This window comes from Streptomyces sp. NBC_01334, from assembly GCF_035983595.1.
GTDB classification, from domain to species: Bacteria; Actinomycetota; Actinomycetes; order Streptomycetales; family Streptomycetaceae; genus Streptomyces; species Streptomyces coriariae.
On record NZ_CP130718.1, the window covers coordinates 2,694,683 to 2,718,807 of the forward strand.

Sequence of the window (24,125 nt, forward strand, 5' to 3'; positions counted from 1 at the left end):
TTCACGACAGCCCCGCCGCCCCCGCGGCCGTGCGCAGCACATCGCGCAGCATCCCGGGGGTGAGCCGGCCGGTGAAGGTGTTGCGCTGACTGACATGGAAGCAGCCGAAGACATCGAGGCCATCGGCACCGCCCGAGCCGTCCGGGCCGTCCGGGCCGTCGAGCGTCACCCGGGTCCCGTGCCCGAAGGCCGGCCGCGGCCGGGGCACGGTCCAGCCCGCCTGGGCGAACGCGGGCAGCGCCGCCTGCCAACCGAAGGCGCCGAGCACGACGACCGCGCGCAACGTCGGCCGCAGCAGCCTCAACTCCTGCACGAGCCAGGGTCGGCAGGTGTCCCGCTCCCCCGGGGTGGGCTTGTTGGCGGGCGGCGCACAGTGCACGGGCGACGTGATCCGCACGCCGTACAGCTCCAGCCCGTCGTCGACGGACACTGCGGTGGGCTGCGACGCCAGCCCCACGTCATACAACGCCTGGTACAGCACATCGCCGGAACGGTCCCCGGTGAACATCCGCCCCGTACGGTTCCCGCCGTGCGCGGCCGGGGCCAGCCCGACGATCAGCAGCCGGGCGTCCGACGCGCCGAAGCCGGGTACGGGCCGACCCCAGTACGTCCAGTCCGCGAAGGCCGCCCGCTTGGTACGGGCCACCTCCTCACGCCAGTCCACCAACCGAGGACACGCCCGACAGCCCCCGACCCGCCGGTCGAGCACGACCAGGGCGGAGGCGGAGGCTGCGGAGTCGGGGACGGAGTCGGAGGCTGCGGAGTCGGAGGGGGAGACTCCGCAAGCGGAGGGTGAGGAAGGTGAGGGTGAGGAGAGAGGGGTCACGGAGTCGGAGGGGGCCTTGGAGGCGTCCATGTCTCCACGGTAAGACCGCACCGGAGCGATCCGAGCCGGCTGGGTCCGGAGGGGGTGGGGAGCTAAGGGCTGGGGCCCCTCCCCCCCACCCCCCTTCCCCAGCCCTCCCGACTCGTCACGCCTCTCGTCATGCCCCTCGCCGCGCCAACCGCAGCAGCTCCGCGTTCGACTCCCGTCGCTTCCAGGCGATGAGCGCCAGCGGTACGAGCAGGATGAGCGGCGTCGCCGCGTTCTGGCCGTCGAAGACGACGACCTGGACGACGAACGCGCCCACCATCAGCGCACCCAGTGCGATCGCCGCCACGGACTGGAGCACCGGAACGAGCAGGGCGATCGCACCGGCGAGTTCCAGGGCACCGATGGTGTACATGCCCGCGCTGCCCCAGCCCATCTCGTCGAAGGCGTCGGCGGCCGACGGGTGCGCGATCAGCTTCGGCAGCGCGCTGGCGATCCCGTAGAAGAGCGCGAGGAGCACCTGCAAGCCTCGCAGGGCGATCCGGGCGCGGCGGCCTCGGGCGATCGCGGAGGCGGACCGGGGAGCGGCTGCGGAAGTGGTGGCGGCGAGGGAAGCCGTGGTCTCGGACATGAGGGTCTCCTGCGGTGAGCGGTCCGTTGTGCTGTCGGGGAGGTAGACCGACCTCCGTCAGCGAACTCATCGCAACCCGCCGGGCCTTCTCGAACCTTCGCCCCTACCGCCCCTACTACCGCTCCTGCCGTCGCCTCCCGCCCCACCCCCTTCCGTCTTCTCCGGTCCTACCGCCGCCCCTCCCCTCTACTCCGTCACCGGCACCGCCTTCACCCACATCCGGTCCTCCGTCAGATAGCGCTCCACTCTCAGACCCGCCTCCGCCAGGGCCTCCTCGAACTGGTCCTTGGTCAGTGGTCGGGACCGGAACGTCTGGGTCCACACGGCGTCCGGGAAGTCGTACTCCGCGCGTACGGAGTGGACGCCGTCCCCGACGGGCTCGGTCGAGACGATCCGGATCGTGAAGCCGCTCGGGTCGACGCGCTCGCGCGGCACGTTCGAGTGGTAGTCCTCTCCTTCCCGTTGGATCAGCACGCAGCCGCCCTTCGTGACGTGCCGTACGCAGGCCCGCAGCATCCTTCGCCGTAACTCGGCGTCCCCGTTGTGCACGAGGAACGACGCGAGCATCACCACGTCGAACGTCTCACCCAGGGCGAGATCCTCGATGGGACTGCATATCGTGCGGGCCCCGCGGACGCGCTCCAGCATCTCGGCGGACTCGTCCACCGCCGTGACCGCGAACCCGCGCTCCAGCAGGGCGTGGGTCACTCGCCCGACCCCACTGCCCAGCTCGAGGATGTGCGCGCCCGGGGGCACCGCCTCGGCGATGACTTCCGGTTCGTTCCCCACCTGCAGGCGCGAGTAGAGCTCGACCGCGCAGCCGTCCGGGGTGATCGCACCGGGACCGGTTCCCTTGTGTCCGTCTCGCATTTCCAGCTTCATGCCCGTTCAACGGCCCGTCCCCGTAAGGCCGTTCCCCATCCTGGGCGGTTCACCCGTTCGAGGGATGGCCCTTCTGTTCGAGCTACGCCGGAGGCAAGGACACCGGCCCCCTGGAGAACGTCCGGACCGGGGAGTACGTTGCAGGGAGGAGCGGTGATCGGGATGCGTACGGGCAGTGAGCCGGTGACAGCGCGCAGTGCGCTGCGGATGCGTCTGTGGCTGACCCTGTGGGGCCTGGCCTGGGCGATCTTCGGGACGGCCGCGTTCGCTGTCGTGGGGCGTCCGGGGTGGGCGGCCGCGTGCGGGGTGCTGTGGCTGGTGATCACGGTCGATCTGACGATGATCCTCAGGCATCGGCGACAGGGTCCTCACTATCAGCCGGGCCGCGACATCCCGCCGTACCGGCCGCCCGAGCACCGCCACCCTTGAGGCCGGGGGATATCCGGAAACCTGGAGATCCACAGGCCCGGAGATCCGAGGGCCTGAAGGTCGAAAGCCCCGACGGCGCGGCAACCCGAAGCCACAGCGCTACAGCGCCCCAGCGGCCCGAAGCCCCGGCATCCCGAAGGCCCGGCGGCCGGCCGTTCTCAGCTCTCGAAGCGTGCCGCTTTGAGGTACTGCGGGTTCGGGTCCAGTGCCGCGGCCAGCCGGAAGTGGCGCTTGGCCTGGTCGCCCCGGCCCTGCCGCTCATAGGTGCGGCCGAGTGCGAAGTGCGCGAAGGCGTTGTCCGGCTCGCGCTCCAGGACGATGGTGAACTCCAGCTCGGCAGGCCGTAGTTGGGCGGCGGCGAAGAAGGCACGCGCGCGCAGCAGCCGGGCGGCGGTGTTCTCGGGGTGCGCGGCGATGACTCCGTCGAGCAACTTCACCGCGCCCCGCGGGTCCCGCGCGGCGAGCAGATGCTCCGCGGCACGGAAGTCGATGACGTGTGTCTCCGGAGTACGTCCGGTCGAACCGCTGGTATCGGGCACGGAAAAATCCTTCCCTTGCTCAAGGGGTTCAACGCGCGGAGCGCGGGCCGCTATTCCGGAGCGGTCCCGTGCGGCGCGTGGGATCGGTGCGTGAGGTCGGCCCATACGTCCTTCACGCGCCGGTGGAGTTCCGCGAGCGGTACGTCGTTGTCGATCACGATGTCGGCGATCTCCCGGCGTTCGTCGCGGGTCGCCTGTGCGGCCATCCGCGCGCGGGCGTCCTCCTGCGTCATGCCGCGGAGCCGGACGAGCCGGTCGAGCTGGGTCTCGGGGGTCACGTCGACGACGACCACGACGTCGTAGAGGGAGCCGAGGGCGTTCTCGGTGAGGAGGGGGACGTCGTGGACGACGACGGCGTCCTCGGGGGCGGCCGCCTCGAGTTCGCGGGAGCGGGCGCCGACCAGGGGGTGCACGATCGAGTTGAGGAGCGCCAGTTTCGCCGGGTCGGCGAAGACGACCGAGCCCAGGCGGGGGCGGTCGAGGCTGCCGTCCGGGGCGAGGATGTCCGCGCCGAAGGCGTCCACGACCGCCGCGAGTCCCGGGGTGCCCGGCGCGACGACCTCGCGTGCGATGCGGTCCGCGTCGATCAGTACGGCCCCGCACTCGACGAGCAGCCGTGACACCTCGCTCTTGCCGGCGCCGATCCCGCCGGTCAGGCCCACTGTCAGCATGAGCGGAAGCTTAGGGCCTGTCGGTGACGATGCACCCGACAGGCCCCTGTGTGCCGCCCCCTCGGCTTGCGCGGCCGCAATGCCCGACCGGAACGCTCGGCTGCGAACGCTCGGCCGGAGCGGTCAGCCTTCGCCCTCGCGCTCGGCGAGGAACCGCTCGAACTCCTGCCCGATCTCGTCCGCCGACGGGATGTCGACGGGCTCGGCGAGCATGTTGCCGCGGGTCTCGGCGCCGGCGGCGGCGTCGTACTGGTGCTCCAGGCCCTGGACGAGGGAGGTGAGTTCCTCGTCGCCCTCCTGGATCTGACGGTCGATCTCGGTCTGCGTCCGGTGGGCGTCCGTGCGCAGGGCGTGCGCGATGCCGGGCAGGACCAGGCCGGTGGCCGCCGTGATCGCTTCCAGGACGGTCAGGGCGGCGTCCGGGTACGCCGAACGGGCGATGTAGTGCGGGACGTGTGCGGCGACGCCCAGGATGTCGTGCCCGGCTTCCATGAGGCGGTACTCGACGAGCGCCTCGGCGCTGCCGGGGACCTGGGCCTCGTCGAAGGGGCTGCGGTGGCCCGGCATGAGGTCCGTGCGGTTGCCGTGCGGGGTGAGGCCCACGGGGCGGGTGTGCGGGACGCCCATGGGGATGCCGTGGAAGTTCACCGAGAGGCGGACGCCGAGCCGCTCCACGATCTGCTTGACGGCGACGGCGAAGCGTTCCCATTCCACGTCCGGTTCGGGTCCGGACAGCAGGAGGAAGGGTGCACCGGTGGTGTCCTGCACCAGTCGCACCTCGATGGCCGGCTCTTCGTACTCGGTCCACCGGTCGCGCTTGAAGGTCAGCAGCGGGCGGCGGGCGCGGTAGTCGACCAGCCGGTCGTGGTCGAAGCGGGCGACGACCTGGTGGGGCAGCGAGTCGAGGAGCCGGTCGACGATCTGGTCACCGGTCTCGCCCGCGTCGATGTATCCGTCGAAGTGGTAGAGCATGACAAGTCCGGCCGACTCCTGGGCCAGCGCCATGTCGACGACTGCCAGGCCCTTCGGCTCCCATGCGTACAAACCCTGCGGATCAAGCACTTGGACCGCTCCCCTCGTGTTCCTTCTGTCCAACGCGCGCCGGACCGTGGGCATTCCCGGTCCACGCGCCTTGATCGAATGACTCCGGCCGGCTTCTCGCGGGTGGGGGGAGCGGGTGAGGTCGGGCCGGGTCGGGGGCGCGCGGGCGGTCATGGGGCGGACGGCGATCCCGCTTCCGGGCAGCACCGAGGGCCCGCACCTCGAAAGGTGCGGGCCCTCGACACACTGCTAAACCTCAGCGGCTGGGGTCACCCCCGCCGGGGGAGTTCAGCTCTGGCCGCCGGCCAGCTTCTCGCGCAGAGCGGCGAGCGCCTCGTCCGAGGCCAGCGCGCCGGACGTGTCGGCACCCTCGGAGGAGTAGGAACCGCCGCCACCGCCACCGGACGCGGCCGGAGCGGCACCAGCCGCGTCGCCACCCTCGGCAGCGGCCTTCTCGTCCGCCTCGCGGGACTTGATGACCTGAGCCTGGTGCTGCTCGAAGCGCGTCTGCGCCTCGGCGTACTGGTTCTCCCAGACCTCACGCTGCGACTCGAAGCCCTCGAGCCAGTCGTTGGTCTCGGGGTCGAAGCCCTCGGGGTAGATGTAGTTGCCCTGGTCGTCGTACGACGCGGCCATGCCGTACAGCGTCGGGTCGAACTCGACCGAGGCCGGGTCGGCACCGAAGGACTCGTTGGCCTGCTTCAGCGAGAGGCTGATGCGGCGGCGCTCGAGGTCGATGTCGATGACCTTGACGAAGATCTCGTCGTTGACCTGGACGACCTGCTCCGGGATCTCCACGTGGCGCTCGGCCAGCTCGGAGATGTGGACCAGACCCTCGATGCCCTCGTCGACGCGCACGAACGCACCGAACGGAACGAGCTTCGTGACCTTACCGGGAACAACCTGCCCGATCTGGTGCGTGCGGGCGAACTGCTGCCACGGGTCTTCCTGGGTCGCCTTCAGCGACAGGGAGACACGCTCGCGGTCCATGTCGACGTCGAGGACCTCGACGGTGACTTCCTGGCCGACCTCGACAACCTCGGAGGGGTGGTCGATGTGCTTCCAGGAAAGCTCGGAGACGTGAACCAGACCGTCGACGCCACCCAGGTCCACGAACGCACCGAAGTTGACGATCGAGGAGACGACGCCGGAGCGGACCTGACCCTTCTGGAGGGTCGTGAGGAACGTCTGGCGGACCTCGGACTGGGTCTGCTCGAGCCAGGCACGGCGGGACAGGACCACGTTGTTGCGGTTCTTGTCCAGCTCGATGATCTTGGCCTCGAGCTCCTTGCCCACGTACGGCTGGAGGTCGCGGACGCGGCGCATCTCGACGAGGGACGCCGGGAGGAAGCCACGGAGGCCGATGTCGAGGATGAGACCACCCTTGACGACCTCGATGACGGTACCGGTGACGATCCCGTCTTCTTCCTTGATCTTCTCGATGGTGCCCCAGGCACGCTCGTACTGGGCGCGCTTCTTCGAGAGGATCAGGCGGCCTTCCTTGTCCTCCTTCTGGAGAACAAGGGCCTCGATCTCGTCACCGACGGCGACGACCTCGTTGGGGTCGACGTCGTGCTTGATGGAGAGCTCGCGGCTCGGGATAACGCCTTCGGTCTTGTAACCGATGTCGAGCAGGACCTCGTCCCGGTCGACCTTCACGATGACGCCGTCGACGATGTCGCCGTCGTTGAAGTACTTGATCGTCTCGTCGATCGCGGCGAGGAAGGCTTCCTCGTTACCGATGTCGTTGACCGCTACCTGCGGCGTGGTAGAGGTGGTCTCGGTGCTGCTCGTCATGTGGGAAAGGGCTCCGGTACGGACAGTGAGTCGTAGGTACTGCTACGCCGGGAGCCCGTGATCGCTCTGAAGAAGCCGGACAGCTTAGGAAGCACCCCACCGGAAACCCGGTGATGGCGCCTCGAGAACCGAGGGGACAACAACAGATGCGAGCGCAGCCTGCTACGTCTGAGGTGCGCAGGCCCGCAGCGCAACTTGTAGCATACGGGGGCAGCCGGGCGGGGTCAATGCGCGAAGGCGCACACCCGGGGCGGATCGCCGCATTCCCGGCACACAACCTTTCTCCTGAGGTCACGCAGGCCGCAGGAAGCCTCACCGGTGACACCTGGGGGTGACACCGACGGGCGGGTTGCACGGAAGAGTACGACGAGGGAGCCGATCATCCAAGAGCCTGAATCGTCCGAGGCGGCCTTCGAGCCGGAAGCCACCCGACGTGACGCCGACGTCACCGAGAGCTCCCGGGCCAACCGGGGCTGGTGGGACCGCAACGCGGACGAATACCAGATCGAGCACGGCACCTTCCTCGGCGACGACCGGTTCGTATGGGGTCCCGAGGGTCTGGACGAGGTGGAGGCGGAGCTGCTCGGCCCGCCGGAGGAGCTGAAGGGCAAGTCGGTCCTGGAGATCGGCGCCGGCGCGGCACAGTGCGCGCGCTGGCTGACCGCGCAGGGCGCGCGTCCGGTCGCCCTGGATCTCTCGCACCGCCAGCTCCAGCACGCGCTGCGCATCGGCGGCTCGTTCCCGCTGGTGTGCGCCGACGCGGGCGCGCTGCCCTTCGCGGACGCCTCCTTCGACCTGGCCTGCTCGGCGTACGGGGCGCTGCCCTTCGTGGCCGACCCGGTGCTGGTCCTGAAGGAGGTGCGGCGGGTGCTGCGGCCCGGGGGCCGTTTCGTGTTCTCGGTGACCCACCCGATCCGCTGGGCGTTCCCGGACGAGCCGGGCCCGGAGGGGCTGACCGTGTCCTCGTCCTATTTCGACCGCACTCCTTATGTCGAGCAGGACGACCAGGGCCATGCGGTGTACGTGGAGCACCACCGGACGCTGGGCGACCGGGTCCGCGACATCGTGGCGGGCGGTTTCCGGCTGGTGGACCTGGTCGAGCCGGAGTGGCCGGCCTGGAACTCCTCGGAGTGGGGCGGCTGGTCCCCGCTGCGCGGGAACCTGATCCCGGGTACGGCCGTCTTCGTCTGCGAGCGGGACTAGCCGGCTCCCGCTCGCTCGTCCCTCCTCCTCTCCCACCCCGCACACGCACGCGCGCGTGCGTGTGCGGGGTGGTTTTCGCGGGCGTACGACACTGGGGGCGTGATCCCCCGTTACGACGCCCTGGACGCGCTGCCCGTGCGGGCCGCCCTGCCCGCCCTGAACGACGCCCTGGACGGGCACGGCACGGCCGTCCTCGCCGCGCCACCGGGCACCGGGAAGACGACGCTGGTGCCGCTCGCGCTGGCCGGGCTGCTGGGCGAGGGGCCGGCGCGCCGGGTGCTCGTGGCCGAGCCGCGGCGGATCGCGGCGCGGGCGGCGGCCCGGCGGATGGCGTGGCTGCTGGGTGAGCGGCCCGGGGAGAGCGTCGGCCACACCGTGCGCGGGGAGCGGGTCGTCGGGCGGCACACGCGCGTGGAGGTCGTCACGACCGGTGTGCTGCTCCAGCGTCTTCAGCGCGACCAGGAGCTGTCGGGCGTCGATGTGGTGGTGCTGGACGAGTGCCATGAGCGGCATCTCGACGCGGACACCTCGGCCGCGTTCCTGTGGGACGTGCGCGAGACGCTGCGGCCCGAGCTGCGGCTGGTGGCGGCCTCGGCGACGACGGACACGGCGGGCTGGTCGCGGCTGCTGGGCGGGGCGCCGGTGGTGGAGGCGCAGGGTTCCGTGTTCGGTGTCGAGGTGGTCTGGGTGCCTCCGGCGCGTCCCGTGCGGCCGCCGCACGGGATGCGGGTGGATCCCGCGCTGTTGGCACATGTGGCGTCGGTGGTGCGGCGGGCGCTGGCCGAGCGGTCGGGGGACGTGTTGTGCTTCCTGCCGGGTGTCGGGGAGATCGCGCGGGTCGCGGGGCTCCTCGGTGCGCCGGCCGGGGTGGACGTGCTCCAGGTGCACGGGCGGGCGCCGGCGGCCGTGCAGGACGCGGTGCTGGCTCCCGGGGAGCGGCGCCGGGTGGTCCTGGCGACCTCCGTGGCGGAGTCCTCGCTGACGGTGCCGGGGGTGCGGGTGGTCGTCGACTCGGGGCTGGCGCGGGAGCCTCGGGTGGACCACGCGCGCGGGCTGAGCGCGCTCGCGACGGTGCGTGCCTCGCAGGCGGCGGGCCGGCAGCGGGCGGGGCGGGCCGGGCGGGAGGCGCCGGGTGCGGTGTACCGGTGCTGGGCGGAGGCGGAGGATGCCCGTCTGCCGTCGTTCCCGGCCCCGGAGATCAGGGTGGCCGATCTGACGGCGTTCGCCCTTCAGGCGGCGTGCTGGGGCGATCCTGACGCTTCCGGGCTGGCGCTGCTGGACCCGCCGCCGGGTGGGGCGATGGCGGCGGCGAGGTCTCTGCTGACGGCGATCGGGGCGGTGGACTCCGCCGGCCGGGCCACCGAGCGGGGGTTGCGGCTGGCCCGGCTGGGGCTGCACCCCCGGTTGGGCCGGGCTCTGCTGGACGGGGCCGCGTCGGTGGGGGTGGAGCGGGCCGTCGAGGTGGTCGCGCTGCTCAGCGAGGAGGCGCCGCGGGAGTACGGCGACGATCTGGCCGCGGCTCTGCGGTCGGCGCGGCGTGGGGGTGACGCCTACGGCGCGCGGTGGCGGGCGGAGGTGCGCCGGCTGCGGGCCGTCGCCGAAGGCTCGACGCCTGCCGGGCCCGCCGCCGGAGGGAACAGCACCCGAGGGAACAGCACCCGAGCAGGCAGCAGCGGAGGAAACGGCAGCGGGGATGCTGCCGGTTCGGACGCGCTCGCCGGGCTCGTCGTCGCCCTCGCCTTCCCGGAGCGGCTCGCCAGGGCCGACGGGGGTTCCTACCTCATGGTCTCCGGTACCCGGGCCGAGGTCCGCGAGGGCACCGATCTGCGTGGGGCCCCCTGGCTGGCCGTCGCCGTCGCCGACCGGCCGGTGGGGAAGGGGCACGCGCGCGTGCAGCTCGCTGCGGTCGTGGACGAGGAGGTCGCCCGGTTCGCGGCCGGCGCGCTGCTCGACGAGCGGGACGAGGTCCACTGGGCCGACGGGGATGTCGTGGCACGGCGGGTGGAGCGGTTGGGGGCCGTGGAGCTGGCGGTGCGTCCGCTGCGGAACGCCGACGCCGGGCTCGTGCGCGGTGCGCTGGTGGAGGGGCTGGAGAAGGACGGGCTGCGGTTGCTGCGGTGGTCGCCGGATGCGGACGTCCTGCGGCAGCGGCTGGCGTTCCTGCGGTGGCATCTGGGAGAGCCGTGGCCCGACGTCTCCGACGCCTCGCTGCGCGCGCGGGTGGACGAGTGGCTGGAGCCCGAGCTGAGCCGGGCGCGGCGGCGGAGCGATCTCGGGCGGATCGGTGCCGGGGAGGCGCTCGGACGGCTGCTGCCCTGGGCCTCCGGCGAGGCGGCGCGGCTGGAGGAGCTGGCGCCGGAGCGGATCACCGTGCCGAGCGGGTCCAGGATCCGGATCGACTACGCCGACCCGGAGCGGCCGGTCCTCGCGGTGAAGTTGCAGGAGATGTTCGGGCTCCAGGAGTCGCCGCGGGTCGCCGGGGTGCCGTTGCTGGTGCATCTGCTGTCGCCCGCGGGGCGGCCCGCGGCCGTCACCGCCGACCTCGCCTCCTTCTGGAAGGACGGCTACAAGGGGGTGCGGGCCGAGTTGCGCGGCCGGTATCCGAGGCATCCCTGGCCCGAGGATCCGGCCAGTGCCGAGCCGACCCGGTTCACCAACGCGCGGCTCAGGCGGTGACCGGCCGCGGTGCGGCGGGTTCGGCGGCGGCGGGTCCGTCCGGGCGGCGGGAGCGGGCCTCCAGGTAGAGGGAGAGGCACATCAGGAGGACGCCGAGCAGGAGGAAGCCCCAGGGCAGGTAGGCGGTCAGCAGCAGGACCAGGGTGCGGTTGGCCTTGATCACGGACACGGTGTGCTCGATGTAGTCCTCGCGCATCTTCACGTGCCCGGCGAAGGCGGTGACCTTCGCGCGGCCGCCGAGCAGGGTGCCGCCGCGGAGTTCCTCCCGGTGGATCTCCTCTCCGTAGACGGGCGCGCCGGTGACGGGTTCGACCCAGAACTTGCGGACCGTGGTGTACCAGCGGGTGGTGCCGGTCTTGGCGACGGTCTCCGGGGTGATGCCCGCGACCGGCATCGTCCGGGGCATGGCGACCTTGGTCCAGGGGACGGTCTGCTCGAAGTAGTAGACGTCAAGGCCGCGGAAGGTCCGGGTGCCCTGGTAGTGGATGGGGGCCGTGGTGCGGGTCTGCGCGTCGAAGTACTCGTAGTCCCGTTTCTCCGTCAGGAACGGCCACTTGAACTCGATGCCCTCCCGGCGTACCGGGTCGCCGTCGACCATCTCGCCGGTGGCGTGCACGGGTTCCTGGGTGTGGGCGTCGAAGATGTACCGCTCGGGGACCTTGGAGACCATCTTGCCGTCGGGACCCTGGACGTAGGACAGGCCGTCCCAGACGACGACGTCCCGGCCGGCCGTCTTCTCGATCTTCTCGGAGGCCTCCACGTCGCCCTTGAGGGTCTGCACGATGGTGACCTTGGGGACGGTGCGGGCGGTCATGCTGCCGTAGTCGAGGAGGGTGGCGTTCTTGGCCTCCAGGACCATGGTCTGGTATTCGTTCGCCGGGATCTTGGCCAGGCGCGGGTAGGCGTACCAGCGCAGCAGGGGGGACAGCGCCGCGAAGAACACGGCGAGGGCGAGCAGGATCAGGCTGGCCTTGCGGCGCATCTCGGCCTCCTTCGCGGGCGGAACCGGCGGGCGGGGCGGCTAGGGGTGTGCGGGGACCGTCGTCAGCAGTGGCTTCGGGGAGGTCCGGCCGGCCGGTGTGCCCAGTGCGGCGATGGTGAGGACCAGGGCGAGCGCGACGGCGAGACCGGTCGCGGCGGCGATCAGGGCACGCATACGGTCCTCCCGGAGCTGACGGGACGTCAGGTCGGGCACCGTAGCAACGGGCGGGTGAGATGAGAACACGTAGCGCACGACGGCGGCGCCCCTGTGGAGACAGGGGCGCCGCCGTCGTGGCTCGGAACGGAGTCCGGAGCAGGGTCCGAGGGAGGCCTACGAGCCGGTGGGCGTCGACTCCGACTCGCTGGGCGTCGGGGTGGGCGTCGAGGCCTCGGCCGCCGTGACGGTGAGTTCGACCGTCAGGGTCGCTCCGCCCGTGGTGGTGATGCGCAGCAGATAGGTGCCGGCGGTGTCGTCCGCGTACAGCTCGGGCAGCGTCAGCAGGCCGTTCGCGTCCGTCTGGAGGTCCAGGGTGCGGACGGGGTTGCCGGCGGCGTCCTTGAAGTAGGGGCCCTTGTCGTTCGTGGTCGTGTCGTCGGCCGACTTGATCAGGGTGGCGGTGGCCGCGACCTTGTCCGCGACGGCGCCCTTGTAGGTGGCCTTCACCTCGACCCGGTCGGCGAACTTGCCGCCGGCGGTGCAGGTCAGCGCGGTGCTGCCGGTGCGGGCGAGGGTGTCGGCGGCGCGGGCGGTGACGGTGGCCCTGTAGTCGAGGGCGGACAGCGTACGGCCGAGGACCGTGGCCCGGACGGTGAAGCCGCCGGTCTTCTCGCCCGCCTGGAGGGCGGGCGCGAGGGCGACGCCCTTGGCGTCGGTGACGATCGTGGCGACGCTCTCGCCGCCCGTGAAGGTGGCGTCGGTGTCGCCGACGACGGTGAAGCGGATCCGGACCTTGGCGACGGCCTTGCCGGCCGCCGTCTCCGCGCGGGTGCTGATGCGTTCGGTGAACGCGTCGCCCGCCGTGGCGGAGAGGCTCGCCGTACCCGCGTCCTCGAGGTGACCGACCGTCTCGGTCGGCGTCGGGGTCGGGGTCGGGGTGGGCGTCGGGGTGCTGGGCGTCGTCGGGGTGTTGGGCTTGCCGGGCGTCGACGGCTTGTTCGGCGTGTCGGGCGTACTGGGGGTGCTGGGCGTCGACGGGGTGGACGGCGAGGTGGGCGGGTAGCCGGTGCCGTCGTCGCTGCGGTTGTCCGGCACGGTACCGGTGCCGTTGGGGATCTCGTGCGTGCCCTTGCGGTAGTACTCCAGCCACGACAGGACGGTGTTCAGGTAGTCCGTCGAGTTGTTGTAGCTGAGGATCGCGCTGCGCATCCCGGACGTGGCCGACATGTCCCAGTCGTAGCGGCACAGGTAGTGGCCGGCGGCGAGCGCGGCGTCGTAGATGTTGTTGGGGTCCTTCTTGCCGTCGGCGTTGCCGTCACGGCCCGCCCACGCCCAGGTGGACGGGATGAACTGCATGGGGCCCACGGCACGGTCGTAGGTGCTGTCGCCGTCGTACGCGCCGTTGTCGGTGTCGCTGATGTTCGCGAAGCCGACGCCGTTGAGGACCGGGCCGAGGATCGGCGAGATGGTGGTGCCGTCGGCGGTCACGTTGCCGCCGCGGGCCTGGCCCGACTCGACCTTGCCGATGGCGGCGAGGAGTTGCCAGGGCAGGTTGCAGCCCGGCTTGGACTGCGCCAGCTCCGCCTCGGCCTTCTTGTAGGCGTCCAGGACGGTCGCCGGGATCCCCGCCTCCGTGGTGCCGGTGGCGGCCGGGGTGGTGGAGGAGCTCTCGCTCGGCGCGGGGTTCGGGCTGTTCAGCGGCGGCAGGTCCGTGTAGTACGGCGAGTTGCCGGTGGCGCTGTCACCGATGCCGCTGCCGTCGTCGGCGGAGGACGGGGTGTCGGCGGCGGTCTGTCTGCCGTGGCCGTCGGCCGTGACGTCCGGTGCCTGGGACGCGGCCAGAGCCGCCACCGCCAGTGCGGCCACGGTCGTGTTGACCGCTCCCTTGCGCAGCCTCGTGCCGAAATGCGCCGACATGAAGTGAAACCCTCCCGTGGACGCGGTACGCCCGTCTCTTCGCCTGCACCCTGCCGTTGCGGCTGTTGCCACTGTTGTGGCCGTTGCCGCTGCCGCCGCCGTCACCGGTGTGACGATCAACCCGCTCCGACGGTTGCACTCATGGGCGGTTTGCCCTGCTCTGCTGTTCTGTTCGACGCGCCCTCGGGCACACCGACCCAGGCGACCCTACGACAACTTCTTTTGCACCGGCACCCGTTCGGGTGCCGTTTTCACCAGCCGGTCATGCGCCGTTGGCCGGGAACCACGCCCCGCATACTGGACGTCGTAGATCACCGGGCCGGCCGGCCCGTCAACGTCCGCCCCCGGGAGCCCCGTTGCCGTTCACGCTGAGTCACGCGGCGGCCGTGCTGCCCGCCGTGCGCGCCGACGGCACCGGCCGCGGGCAACTCGTCCCGGGCGCCCTGGTGGCGGGCTCCTTCGCTCCCGACATGACCTACTACGCGGCGAGTGTCCTGTCCGGGGCCATGGAGTTCGGCGACGTCACGCACTCCCTCCCCGGCGTGTTCACGGTGGACGTGCTCGTCGCCTGGGTGCTGGTGGGGCTCTGGCTGCTGGTGCGCGAGCCGCTGGTGGCGCTGCTGCCGCGGTCCCGGCAGGGCCGGACGGCCACGCTGACCCGCTGCGGTGCGCCACGCGCGCGTGTACGGCCGTCCACCGCCCTGTGGTGGTACGTCTCCGCGGCGCTCGGTGCGCTGACCCATGTGGTGTGGGACGCGTTCACGCACCTTGACCGCTGGGGCATGCGGCTGTTCCCCGTCCTCGGCGAGGACATCGCCGGCTCGCCTCTGTACTGGTACCTCCAGTACGGGGGTTCGGCCGTGGCCGCGGTCGTGCTCGCCGCGTTCGTGACGTACGCGCTGCGCCGGGCGCCGGACGGCGAGCCGGTGGGGGTCGCGGTGCTGTCGGCGCGGGACCGGTGGTGGGCGGGTGCCGTGATCGGCGGTTGCGCACTGGTCGCGGCGGTGCGGCGGGCGACGCGGTGGTGGGATTACTGGGGCGCGCGCGAGGCGAAGCCGTGGGAGCTCATCCCGACGCTGTGCTTCGGGGCGGGCGCGGGGCTGGTGCTGGGGGTGCTGCTGTACGCGATCGGCGTGCGCCTGTGGCGCCCGGCTCGCCCGGCCCGCCCGGCTCATCCGGTCGCCCGGGATGCCGGCGCCGGGCAGCCGGACGCAGACGCAGACGCAGACGCAGACGCAGACGGGGTCAGTGTGCGGCGGAGTCGCCCGGGCGTTCGGTGACGGGGGGCGCCGTCACGACGAAGAGGGGGATGCGACGGGCCGTCCGGCGGCCGCGGAGGCGGCCGAGGACACCGAGGGCCCGCGCCAGGCGACCCCGTACCGCCTCGGCCCACAGGCGCCGCCGGCTGTCGTTCCGGGAAACGAACCCGGCGAGGGACCGGGTCAGGACCCCGGGCGGAAGCCGGGGCAGGAACCGGGTGAGAACCGGACCGCGGAGCCGTGCGGCGGCCGCACGCAGGGCCGCGCCGGGGATCCACGGGATGCGGGCGGTGGCGGCGCCCGGCGCGAGGGCGGGACGCGGCCGTGTCCGGGAAGCCGCGCCGGGCCCGGACCGCGTGTCCGCGGCCGCCGTGGCGTGAACACGTACGCGGGCCTTCCGACGGTGGAGCATGCGTATACCCATGGCGGCATCCTGGTGGCCCGGACCCGGCAGGGGCCTGTTCTCGGGGGCCACGCGGGTGAGGGCCCTTCGGAGGACGCACCGGCGGTGACCGGACCCCTCGCGACAGCGCCGGCTCGTACGGCACCGGCTCCCACCAGGCATGCGAAGGGGCCCTGCCGGTGTCGGCAGAGCCCCTTCCAGCTGTTCCGGCCGTCCCTCTGCTCCGGGGAGAGCGGCGGGCCGCCCCCGGCAAAAGGCTAGTGCGCCGCCGACTCCCAGTCCGCGCCCGCGCCGACCGACACGTCCAGCGGGGCCCTGAGCCGGACGGCACCGGCCATCTCCCGGCGGACCAGCTCCTCGACCGCCGCACGCTCGCCGGGAGCGATCTCCAGGACGATTTCGTCGTGGACCTGGAGCAGCATGCGGGACTTGAGGTCCGCCGCGCGCAGGGCCGCGTCCACCTTGAGCATGGCGATCTTGACGATGTCCGCCGCCGTGCCCTGGATCGGCGCGTTGAGGGCCATGCGCTCGGCCGCCTCGCGGCGCTGACGGTTGTCGCTGTTGAGGTCGGGCAGATAGCGGCGGCGGCCGAAGAGCGTCGCCGTGTAGCCGGTCGCCCGTGCCTCGTCGACCGCGCGGCGCAGGTAGTCCCGGACGCCGCCGAAGCGCTCGAAGTAGGCGTCCATCAGGCCGCGGGCCTCGCCCGCGTCGATGTTCAGCTGCTGGGACAGGCCGAACGCCGACAGGCCGTACGCCAGGCCGTAGGACATCGCCTTGATCTTGCGCCGCATCTCCGCGTCCACGGCGGCGGGCTCGACGCCGAACACCTGGGAGGCGGCCGTGGTGTGCAGGTCCTCGCCGGAGGTGAACGCCTCGATGAGGCCCGCGTCCTCCGACAGGTGCGCCATCACGCGCAGCTCGATCTGGCTGTAGTCGGCCGTCATCAGGGACTCGAAGCCCTCGCCGACGACGAAGCCGCGGCGGATCGCCCGGCCCTCGTCGGTGCGGACGGGGATGTTCTGGAGGTTCGGGTCGGTGGAGGACAGCCGGCCGGTCGCGGCGACGGTCTGGTTGAACGTGGTGTGGATGCGGCCGTCCGCGGCGATCGTCTTGATCAGGCCCTCGACGGTGACCCGCAGCTTCGCCTGTTCGCGGTGGCGGAGCATGATGACCGGCAGCTCGTTGTCCGTCTGGCCCGCGAGCCAGGCCAGGGCGTCGGCGTCGGTGGTGTAGCCGGTCTTGGTCTTCTTCGTCTTCGGCAGGCCCAGTTCGCCGAAGAGGACCTCCTGGAGCTGCTTGGGCGAGCCCAGGTTGAACTCGTGCCCGGCCGCCGCGTGCGCCTCCTTCACGGCCTGCTGGACGGCGCCCGCGAACATCTGCTCCATGGCCTCCAGGTGGGCGCGGTCGGCGGCGATGCCGTGCCGCTCCAGGCGGGCCAGGAGAGCGGAGGTCGGCAGCTCCATGTTGCGCAGCAGGTCGGCCGCGCCGACCTCCTCCAGCCGGCCGCGGAACGCCTCGCCCAGGTCGACGATCGTGCGGGCCTGCACCATGAGGGCCTCGGCCTCGGCGCCGTCGTCCGCGCCGAAGGCGAGCTGGCCGTCGGCCGCGGCGGCCGGGGCCAGCTCACGGCCCAGGTACTCCAGGGACAGCGCGTCCAGGTCGAAGGAGCGGCGGCCCGGCTTGACCAGGTAGGCGGCGAGCGCGGTGTCCATGCCGACGCCGGCGACGGACCAGCCGTGCTCGGCGAAGACCCGCATGGCGCCCTTGGCGTTGTGCAGGACCTTGGGGCGGTCCTCGGCGGCGATCCAGGCCGCCCACGCGCTCTCGTCGGCCTCGTCGAGCTCCGCCGGGTCGAACCAGGCGGCCGCTCCCCCGGCCGCGGCGAGCGCGACCTCGGCGACCGAGCCGGCGCCCAGCGCCCAGGCGTCGACGGTGGCGACGCCGAGGGTGTCGGTGCCGTGCTCCGCGAGCCAGCCGGCCAGCTCGCCGGTGCCCAGCACCGTGCCGTCCAGCTCCACTCCGCCGGTGATCACCGGCGTCGCCTCGGCCTCCTCGCCGCCGGGGTCGACGGCGAACAGCCGCTCGCGCAGGGACGGGTTCCTGATCTCCAGGGTGTCCAGGATCATCGCGACGGCCGTGCGGTCGTACTGGGCGCGCTCCAGCTCGACGACCGTCTTCGGCAGCTCGACGGTGCGGACCATCTCGGTGAGGCGCCGGTTGAGCTTGACGGCCTCCAGGTGGTCGCGCAGGTTCTGCCCGGCCTTGCCCTTGACCTCCTCGACGCGCTCGACGAGGTCCGCGAACGAACCGAACTGGTTGATCCACTTCGCGGCCGTCTTCTCACCGACGCCGGGGATGCCCGGCAGGTTGTCGGACGGGTCGCCGCGCAGCGCCGCGAAGTCGGGGTACTGGGCGGGCGTCAACCCGTACTTCTCGACGACCTTCTCCGGGGTGAACCGGGTCAGCTCCGAGACGCCCTTCGTCGGATACAGGACCGTGGTGTGCTCGGACACCAGCTGGAAGGAGTCACGGTCGCCGGTGACGATCAGCACCTCGAAGCCCTCGGCCTCGGCCTGGGTGGCGAGCGTGGCGATGACGTCGTCGGCCTCGAAGCCGTCCACCGCGAACCGGGACACGTGCATCGCGTCGAGCAGCTCGCCGATCAGCTCGACCTGGCCCTTGAACTCGTCGGGTGTCTTGGAGCGGTTCGCCTTGTACTCGGTGAACTCCTCGGAGCGCCATGTCTTGCGGGACACGTCGAACGCGACCGCGAAGTGCGTGGGCGCCTCGTCACGCAGGGTGTTGGCCAGCATCGACGCGAAACCGTAGATCGCGTTCGTCGGCTGGCCCGTCGCGGTGGTGAAATTCTCCGCGGGCAGCGCGAAGAACGCGCGGTAGGCCAGCGAGTGCCCGTCCATGAGCATCAGGCGGGGCCGGCTGCCGGCGGGGGTGTCGGTCTTCTTCGCTGCTGTCTCTGCCACGCCCCCGATCCTGCCACGCCCCACCGACAGTCGGTCCCGGCCGTCACGGCTCACGGGGTTCCGCGGGCCGCCCGCCGTCCGCCGCAAGCTTTGCTCCCGCCCGCCGACCGGCCCGCGCATCCACACTGTCGGCGGCTCGTGCGAGGATCCATGCGGTGTGTGGCGCAGGCGAGCGAAGGAGAGCGCGCGATGGCAACGAAGCCCCCCAAGGCCGATCCGGTCCAGGACGCTCCGCAGGTCGCCGAGCCGAAGCAGGTGGCGGCGGGCCTGCCGGCCGTCGGGCACTCCCTGCGGATCGCCCAGCAGCAGATGGGTGTGAAGCGCACCGCGCTGACCCTGCTGCGCGTCAACCAGAAGGACGGCTTCGACTGCCCCGGCTGCGCCTGGCCCGAGCCCGAGCACCGGCACACCGCCGAGTTCTGTGAGAACGGCGCGAAGGCGGTCGCCGAGGAGGCGACCCTGCGCCGGGTCACCCCCGAGTTCTTCGCCGCGCACCCGGTCGCCGACCTCGCCGGCCGCAGCGGCTACTGGCTCGGCCAGCAGGGCCGTCTCACGCATCCCATGTACCTCCCCGAAGGCGGGGAGCGCTACGAACCGGTGACCTGGGAGCGCGCCTTCGACATCATCGCCGAGGAGACCGCCGCGCTCGCCTCTCCCGACGAGGCCGTGTTCTACACCTCGGGCCGCACCAGCAACGAGGCCGCGTTCCTCTACCAGCTGTTCGCGCGCGAGCTCGGCACGAACAACCTCCCGGACTGTTCCAACATGTGCCACGAGTCGTCCGGCTCGGCCCTGTCGGAGACCATCGGCATCGGCAAGGGCAGTGTCCTGCTCGAGGACCTCTACCAGGCCGACCTGATCATCGTCGCCGGGCAGAACCCGGGGACCAACCACCCGCGCATGCTGTCCGCCCTGGAGAAGGCCAAGGCCGGCGGCGCGAAGATCATCAGCGTCAACCCGCTGCCCGAGGCGGGCCTGGGACGCTTCAAGAACCCGCAGACTCCCAAGGGCCTCACCGCGGGCGCGGCGCTGACCGACCTCTTCCTCCAGATCCGCATCGGCGGCGACCAGGCCCTCTTCCGCCTCCTCAACAAGCTCGTCCTCGACACCGACGGCGCGCTCGACGAGGCGTTCATCGCCGAACACACCCATGGCTTCGAGGAGTTCGCCGACGCGGCCCGCACCGCCGACTGGGACGAGACGCTCACCGCGACCGGCCTCACGCGCGCGGAGATCGAGGAGACCCTGCGCATGGTGCTCGCCTCCGAGCGCACCATCGTCTGCTGGGCCATGGGCCTCACCCAGCACAAGCACTCCGTGCCGACGATCCGCGAGGTCGTCAACTTCCTTCTGCTGCGCGGCAACATCGGCCGTCCCGGCGCGGGCGTGTGCCCGGTGCGCGGCCACTCGAACGTGCAGGGCGACCGCACCATGGGCATCTTCGAGCGGCCCGCGCCCGCCTTCCTGGACGCCCTGGAGAAGGAGTTCGGCTTCGCGCCCCCGCGCGAGCACGGCTTCGACGTCGTCCGCGCGATCCGCGCACTGCGCGACGGCGAGGCGAAGCTGTTCTTCGCGATGGGCGGCAACTTCGTCTCCGCCTCCCCGGACACCGAGGTCACCGAGGCGGCCATGCGGCGCGCCCGGCTGACGGTGCACGTGTCGACGAAGCTCAACCGCTCGCACGTCGTGACGGGCGCGCGGGCGCTGATCCTGCCGACGCTCGGCCGCACCGAGCGCGACCTCCAGGGCGGCGGCGAGCAGTTCGTGACCGTCGAGGACTCCATGGGCATGGTGCACGCCTCACGCGGCCGCCTCGCGCCCGCGAGCGCGCACCTGCTGTCCGAGCCCGCCATCGTCTGCCGCCTCGCGCGCCGCGTGCTCGGCGAGGACAGCAAGGTGCCGTGGGAGGAGTTCGAGAAGGACTACGCGACGATACGCGACCGCATCGCGCGCGTGATCCCGGGCTTCGACGACTTCAACGCGCGCGTGGCCCGCCCCGAGGGCTTCACCCTCCCGCACGCCCCGCGCGACGAGCGCCGCTTCCCCACCACGACCGGCAAGGCCAACTTCACCGCGGCCCCCGTCGAGTACCCCCGGCTGCCCGAGGGCCGGCTGCTCCTGCAGACGCTGCGCTCGCACGACCAGTACAACACCACGATCTACGGCCTCGACGACCGCTACCGGGGCATCAAGAACGGCCGCCGGGTGGTCCTGGTCAACGCCGAGGACGCGCGCACTCTCGGGCTCGCCGAGGGCTCCTACGTGGACCTGGTGAGCGAATGGCGGGACGGCGTGGAGCGGCGGGCGCCCGGCTTCCGGGTCGTGCTGTACCCGACCAGCCGGGGCTGCGCCGCCGCGTACTACCCGGAGACCAACGTCCTGGTCCCGCTGGACGCCACCGCCGACACGAGCAACACCCCGGCCAGCAAGTCCGTCGTCGTCCGTCTGGAACAATCGACCACCGACTGAGCGTTTGCTTAAGTCACGCTGGACTGTGATCGACGAACGGAGCCGGGCCCCATGGGCGAGCAGCAGCACGTGAAGTTCCCGCAAGAGGTCATCGACGAGTACGCGGCACTCGGCATCGACATCCTGGCCCTGTTCTCCGCCGGACACCTCGGCACCCGCATGGGCGTGGAGATCGTCGAGGCCTCCGCGGACCGGGTCGTCGGCACCATGCCGGTCGAGGGCAACACCCAGCCCTACGGCCTGCTGCACGGCGGCGCCTCCGCGGTCCTCGCCGAGACCCTCGGCTCGGTGGGCTCCATGCTGCACGGCGGCAGCACCAAGATCGCCGTCGGTGTCGACCTGAACTGCACCCACCACCGCGGAGTCCGCTCCGGCCTGGTCACCGGCGTGGCCACGCCCGTGCACCAGGGGCGCTCCACCGCGACGTACGAGATCGTGATCAGCGACCAGGAGGGCCGGCGCGTGTGCACCGCGCGGCTCACCTGTCTGCTGCGGGACGTCCGGGCCGGCGACGGTGCCCAGGTGCGCGCCGCCCACTGAAGGCACCGGCTCCGGAGGGTGACCCACGCGCGGCCGTTGCCCACCGCCACCGCGGCGGCCTAGCGTCGGGGCATGACCACGGGAGGAGCCCCACGGGCGGGGGCGGCGGGGCGGCTGCCCGGACCGGCGTTGCCGGCGGCCTTGTCGGCGGGGCTGCTGGCGGGGCTGCTGGCGACCGGCTGCGGAGCCTCCGGGAGCGCCGGCGCGAGCGGCACCCCGTCGCCGCCGACGTCCACCACCTCGCCCGAGGAGCTGTGCACCCGCATCGTCGCCCACTGGTCGCGCGAGGTCCTGGACAGCACCGCCTACGGGGACTACCAGTCGATGGGGCTGTCCAACGGGCAGTACGAGATCCTGCGGACCGTCGTGGACGCCGCGCGGACCGCGAAGAAGCGTCAAGGGGCCGACGCGGCGGACGAGTTGATCGGCCGCGAGGCGGCCGAGGGCTGCGCGGACCGGTACCGCTCCGGCGGCCCGACCGAGGGTCCCTGGCAGTGAGCGGCGTCGGCCCCGTGGAGCCCGGAGAGGGCACACACGCGTGGGAGACCCCCGAGGCCGCCCACGCACCCGCGCCCGCATCCGTCCACGCCGACGCCCCCGGCGCCCTCGGCGCGGACGCCTCGACTCCCGCCGCCCGCCTGCTCCGTGGGCTCGGCCGCCGCCCTGCCGCGCACCGCCGGGCCGCGTCGGCCGTCCTCGCCACGGCGGTCCTCCTCGCGGGCGGCTACCTCTGGGCGACGCGGCCGCACGACGCCGAACAGGCGGCCCCCGCACCGCCGTTCCCGTCCCAGGTGGTGGACGTCAGCTACCTCGGCGAGGTCGCCGTACCGCCCGGCACCCGCCCTCGCACCTTCGCCTTCGACCTGGTGCTCGGCGTGGAGTCCGGCCCGCCGGTCACCGTGACCCGGCTCGCCCAGCCGTACCTCGGGCTTTCCCTGACCTCGGCCCCCCGGGCCCCCTTCAGGACAAAAGCGGGTTCCGCCCGCAAGGTCGTCATCACCATGCATGTAACGGAATGCGGAAAAGTGCCGAAGAACGTCGGGCTCCCTTTCGTGGACGTAACTCTACGTAATGCGCGCGCAATACAAGTCCACAGTTTCATCCTCGGCACGCGCTATGCGCACGACCTCTCCGCGGCCATACAAGTCGCCTGTAGCAACGAATCAAGTAATCACCAAAACGCCTGAGACACCTGAACGTACCCGGGTTCGTCCTGCACGTTCTCACCATGCGGACAGGGCGAATCGGCCTGAATTCAGCTGTTCCACCCACCAAGTACCGCTCTGCATTACCTCGTGTCATAACAAGAGCGTCACAGCATCGGTCAGACCCTCCTCCCCGTCAGCTTCACCCGCTTAGAGTCACGCCCAGTCACCGCGCGGCTGGAATACCCCTTCGGCCCAGCGCTCGACTCGGCCTCTTCCAGGGGGGAGGGCCGCCCAGGGAAAGGACTGGAACGTGCGTCAACGTTCGCTCATCGCCATTACCGCCGCGCTGTCCGCAGGAGCGCTCACCCTCACCGCTTGCGGTTCGCGAGACAGCGACGACAAGGGCTCCGACAGCGGTGGCACCACCGTCACCATCGGTATCGACGCCCCGCTGACCGGCGACCTGTCCGCGCTGGGCCTCGGCATCAAGAACTCCGTCGACCTCGCCGCCAAGACGGCCAACAAGCAGAAGTACGTCGACGGCATCACCTTCAAGATCGAGGCGCTCGACGACCAGGCCCAGCCGTCCTCGGGCCAGCAGAACGCCACCAAGCTCGTCGCCGACAAGTCCGTCCTCGGCGTGGTCGGCCCGCTGAACTCCTCCGTCGCCGAGTCGATGCAGAAGGTCTTCGACGACGCCAAGCTCGTCGAGGTCTCCCCGGCCAACACCAACCCGGCGCTCACCCAGGGCACCGACTGGGCGACCTCCAAGAAGCGCGTCTACAAGTCGTACTTCCGCACCGCGACCACGGACGCCATCCAGGGCCCGTTCGCCGCGCAGTACCTGATCAACGACGCCAAGAAGAAGAAGGTCTTCGTCATCGACGACAAGAAGACCTACGGCGCCGGCCTCGCCGGAACCTTCACCGAGGAGTTCAAGAAGCTCGGCGGCACGGTGGCCGGCACCGAGCACATCAACCCGGACAGCAAGGACTTCTCGGCCATCGCCACCAAGGTCAAGACCTCCGGCGCCGACGTCGTCTACTACGGCGGCGAGTACCCGCAGGCCGGCCCCCTGAGCAAGCAGATCAAGGCCGCCGGCGCCAAGATCCCCGTGGTCGGCGGTGACGGCATCTACAGCGCCGACTTCATCAAGCTGGCCGGCGCCACCGCCGCCGGCGACCTCGCCACCTCCGTCGGCGCACCGGTCGAGCAGCTCCCCTCCGCCAAGGAGTTCGTCGCCAACTACAAGACCGAGGGCTACAAGGAGGCCTACGAGGCCTACGGCGGCTACTCCTACGACTCGGCCTGGGCGATCATCGAAGCCGTGAAGAAGGTCGTCGACGACAACGACGGCAAGCTTCCCGACGACGCCCGCGCCAAGGTCACCGCCGCCATGCAGAACGTCTCCTTCGACGGTGTGACCGGCAAGGTCTCCTTCGACGAGTTCGGTGACGCCACCAACAAGCAGCTCACCGTCTACGCCGTCGAGAACGGCGCCTGGAAGCCGGTCAAGTCCGGCACCTACTCCGGCTGACCCACCCCGCATCACACGAGCCGCGCGGGGCGCTGTTCCACTGGCGCCCCGCG

The 24,125-nt window shown here is 71.7% G+C and carries 21 protein-coding genes; 9 read left to right on the forward strand and 12 right to left on the reverse strand.

The window, feature by feature from the left end:
* Position 1 precedes the first annotated feature (1 nt).
* From OG736_RS12260 to OG736_RS12270, 3 genes are all read right to left on the reverse strand, one after another.
* Complete coding sequence (locus OG736_RS12260) at positions 2-646, reverse strand: uracil-DNA glycosylase (protein WP_442817167.1); 645 nt, start codon at positions 644-646, stop codon at positions 2-4.
* A gap of 337 nt (positions 647-983) precedes the next feature.
* Positions 984-1,442: a DoxX family protein gene (locus OG736_RS12265; RefSeq protein WP_327182458.1), complete on the reverse strand. Its 459-nt coding sequence runs from the start codon at positions 1,440-1,442 to the stop codon at positions 984-986.
* A 186-nt stretch (positions 1,443-1,628) separates the two neighbouring features.
* The gene (locus OG736_RS12270) at positions 1,629-2,312 is read right to left on the reverse strand and encodes a class I SAM-dependent methyltransferase (RefSeq protein ID WP_327182459.1); all 684 of its coding nucleotides are present in this window, start codon (positions 2,310-2,312) and stop codon (positions 1,629-1,631) included.
* Positions 2,313-2,486: 174 nt separating this feature from the next.
* Between OG736_RS12270 and OG736_RS12275 the strand changes: the two genes are divergently transcribed.
* Entirely contained in the window at positions 2,487-2,753 is a 267-nt protein-coding gene (locus OG736_RS12275) for a DUF6343 family protein (protein WP_327182460.1), read from the forward strand.
* 158 nt (positions 2,754-2,911) lie between these two features.
* On the opposite strand, the gene OG736_RS12280 is transcribed toward OG736_RS12275, so the two are convergent.
* The 4 genes from OG736_RS12280 to rpsA form a co-directional block, all read right to left on the reverse strand.
* Complete coding sequence (locus tag OG736_RS12280; RefSeq protein WP_171396630.1) at positions 2,912-3,292, reverse strand: tetratricopeptide repeat protein; 381 nt, start codon at positions 3,290-3,292, stop codon at positions 2,912-2,914.
* Between the two features lie 50 nt (positions 3,293-3,342).
* A complete protein-coding gene (gene coaE / locus OG736_RS12285) occupies positions 3,343-3,963 on the reverse strand; it encodes a dephospho-CoA kinase (RefSeq protein ID WP_327182461.1) in 621 nt (206 codons plus the stop codon).
* A 123-nt stretch (positions 3,964-4,086) separates the two neighbouring features.
* Positions 4,087-5,025, reverse strand: coding sequence for a PAC2 family protein (locus OG736_RS12290; protein ID WP_327182462.1), 939 nt, complete (start codon positions 5,023-5,025; stop codon positions 4,087-4,089).
* A gap of 267 nt (positions 5,026-5,292) precedes the next feature.
* Positions 5,293-6,801 carry a 30S ribosomal protein S1 gene (rpsA, locus tag OG736_RS12295; protein ID WP_057599462.1) on the reverse strand — a complete coding sequence of 503 codons (1,509 nt, stop codon included), beginning with the start codon at positions 6,799-6,801 and terminating at the stop codon, positions 5,293-5,295.
* A gap of 318 nt (positions 6,802-7,119) precedes the next feature.
* On the opposite strand from rpsA, the gene OG736_RS12300 reads away from it, so the two are divergent.
* Positions 7,120-8,004 (forward strand): class I SAM-dependent methyltransferase, encoded by an 885-nt coding sequence (locus OG736_RS12300; RefSeq protein ID WP_327182463.1) that lies wholly within the window; start codon positions 7,120-7,122, stop codon positions 8,002-8,004.
* Between the two features lie 102 nt (positions 8,005-8,106).
* Entirely contained in the window at positions 8,107-10,680 is a 2,574-nt protein-coding gene (gene hrpB / locus OG736_RS12305; RefSeq protein WP_327187592.1) for an ATP-dependent helicase HrpB, read from the forward strand.
* Here hrpB and OG736_RS12310 read toward each other — a convergent pair.
* From OG736_RS12310 to OG736_RS12320, 3 genes are all read right to left on the reverse strand, one after another.
* Positions 10,670-11,662 (reverse strand): cell envelope lipid trafficking protein PgfA, encoded by a 993-nt coding sequence (locus OG736_RS12310; protein WP_327182464.1) that lies wholly within the window; start codon positions 11,660-11,662, stop codon positions 10,670-10,672. The two genes, hrpB and OG736_RS12310, sit on opposite strands and share 11 nt — an antisense overlap.
* A 39-nt stretch (positions 11,663-11,701) precedes the next feature.
* Positions 11,702-11,836 (reverse strand): SPW_0924 family protein, encoded by a 135-nt coding sequence (locus tag OG736_RS12315; RefSeq protein ID WP_142269809.1) that lies wholly within the window; start codon positions 11,834-11,836, stop codon positions 11,702-11,704.
* 156 nt (positions 11,837-11,992) lie between these two features.
* A complete protein-coding gene (locus OG736_RS12320) occupies positions 11,993-13,735 on the reverse strand; it encodes a lytic transglycosylase domain-containing protein (protein WP_327182465.1) in 1,743 nt (580 codons plus the stop codon).
* Between the two features lie 356 nt (positions 13,736-14,091).
* Between OG736_RS12320 and OG736_RS12325 the strand changes: the two genes are divergently transcribed.
* The gene (locus tag OG736_RS12325; RefSeq protein ID WP_327182466.1) at positions 14,092-15,015 is read left to right on the forward strand and encodes a DUF4184 family protein; all 924 of its coding nucleotides are present in this window, start codon (positions 14,092-14,094) and stop codon (positions 15,013-15,015) included.
* On the opposite strand, the gene OG736_RS12330 is transcribed toward OG736_RS12325, so the two are convergent.
* Both OG736_RS12330 and polA read right to left on the reverse strand, forming a co-directional pair.
* Positions 14,981-15,418 (reverse strand): hypothetical protein, encoded by a 438-nt coding sequence (locus OG736_RS12330; protein ID WP_327182467.1) that lies wholly within the window; start codon positions 15,416-15,418, stop codon positions 14,981-14,983. The two genes, OG736_RS12325 and OG736_RS12330, sit on opposite strands and share 35 nt — an antisense overlap.
* Before the next feature lie 236 nt (positions 15,419-15,654).
* Positions 15,655-18,378, reverse strand: coding sequence for a DNA polymerase I (polA, locus tag OG736_RS12335; protein ID WP_327182468.1), 2,724 nt, complete (start codon positions 18,376-18,378; stop codon positions 15,655-15,657).
* Positions 18,379-18,567: 189 nt separating this feature from the next.
* Between polA and OG736_RS12340 the strand changes: the two genes are divergently transcribed.
* From OG736_RS12340 to OG736_RS12360, 5 genes are all read left to right on the forward strand, one after another.
* On the forward strand, positions 18,568-20,847 hold the full coding sequence (locus OG736_RS12340) for an FdhF/YdeP family oxidoreductase (RefSeq protein ID WP_327182469.1): 2,280 nt from the start codon (positions 18,568-18,570) through the stop codon (positions 20,845-20,847).
* 51 nt (positions 20,848-20,898) lie between these two features.
* A complete protein-coding gene (locus OG736_RS12345; RefSeq protein ID WP_142269815.1) occupies positions 20,899-21,387 on the forward strand; it encodes a hotdog fold thioesterase in 489 nt (162 codons plus the stop codon).
* A 72-nt stretch (positions 21,388-21,459) separates the two neighbouring features.
* Positions 21,460-21,885 carry a hypothetical protein gene (locus tag OG736_RS12350; protein WP_327182470.1) on the forward strand — a complete coding sequence of 142 codons (426 nt, stop codon included), beginning with the start codon at positions 21,460-21,462 and terminating at the stop codon, positions 21,883-21,885.
* Positions 21,882-22,574 (forward strand): Tat pathway signal sequence domain protein, encoded by a 693-nt coding sequence (locus tag OG736_RS12355; RefSeq protein ID WP_327182471.1) that lies wholly within the window; start codon positions 21,882-21,884, stop codon positions 22,572-22,574. Before OG736_RS12350 ends, OG736_RS12355 begins: the two co-directional genes overlap by 4 nt.
* Positions 22,575-22,845: 271 nt before the next feature.
* On the forward strand, positions 22,846-24,072 hold the full coding sequence (locus OG736_RS12360) for a branched-chain amino acid ABC transporter substrate-binding protein (RefSeq protein WP_054242940.1): 1,227 nt from the start codon (positions 22,846-22,848) through the stop codon (positions 24,070-24,072).
* Positions 24,073-24,125: the final 53 nt, after the last annotated feature.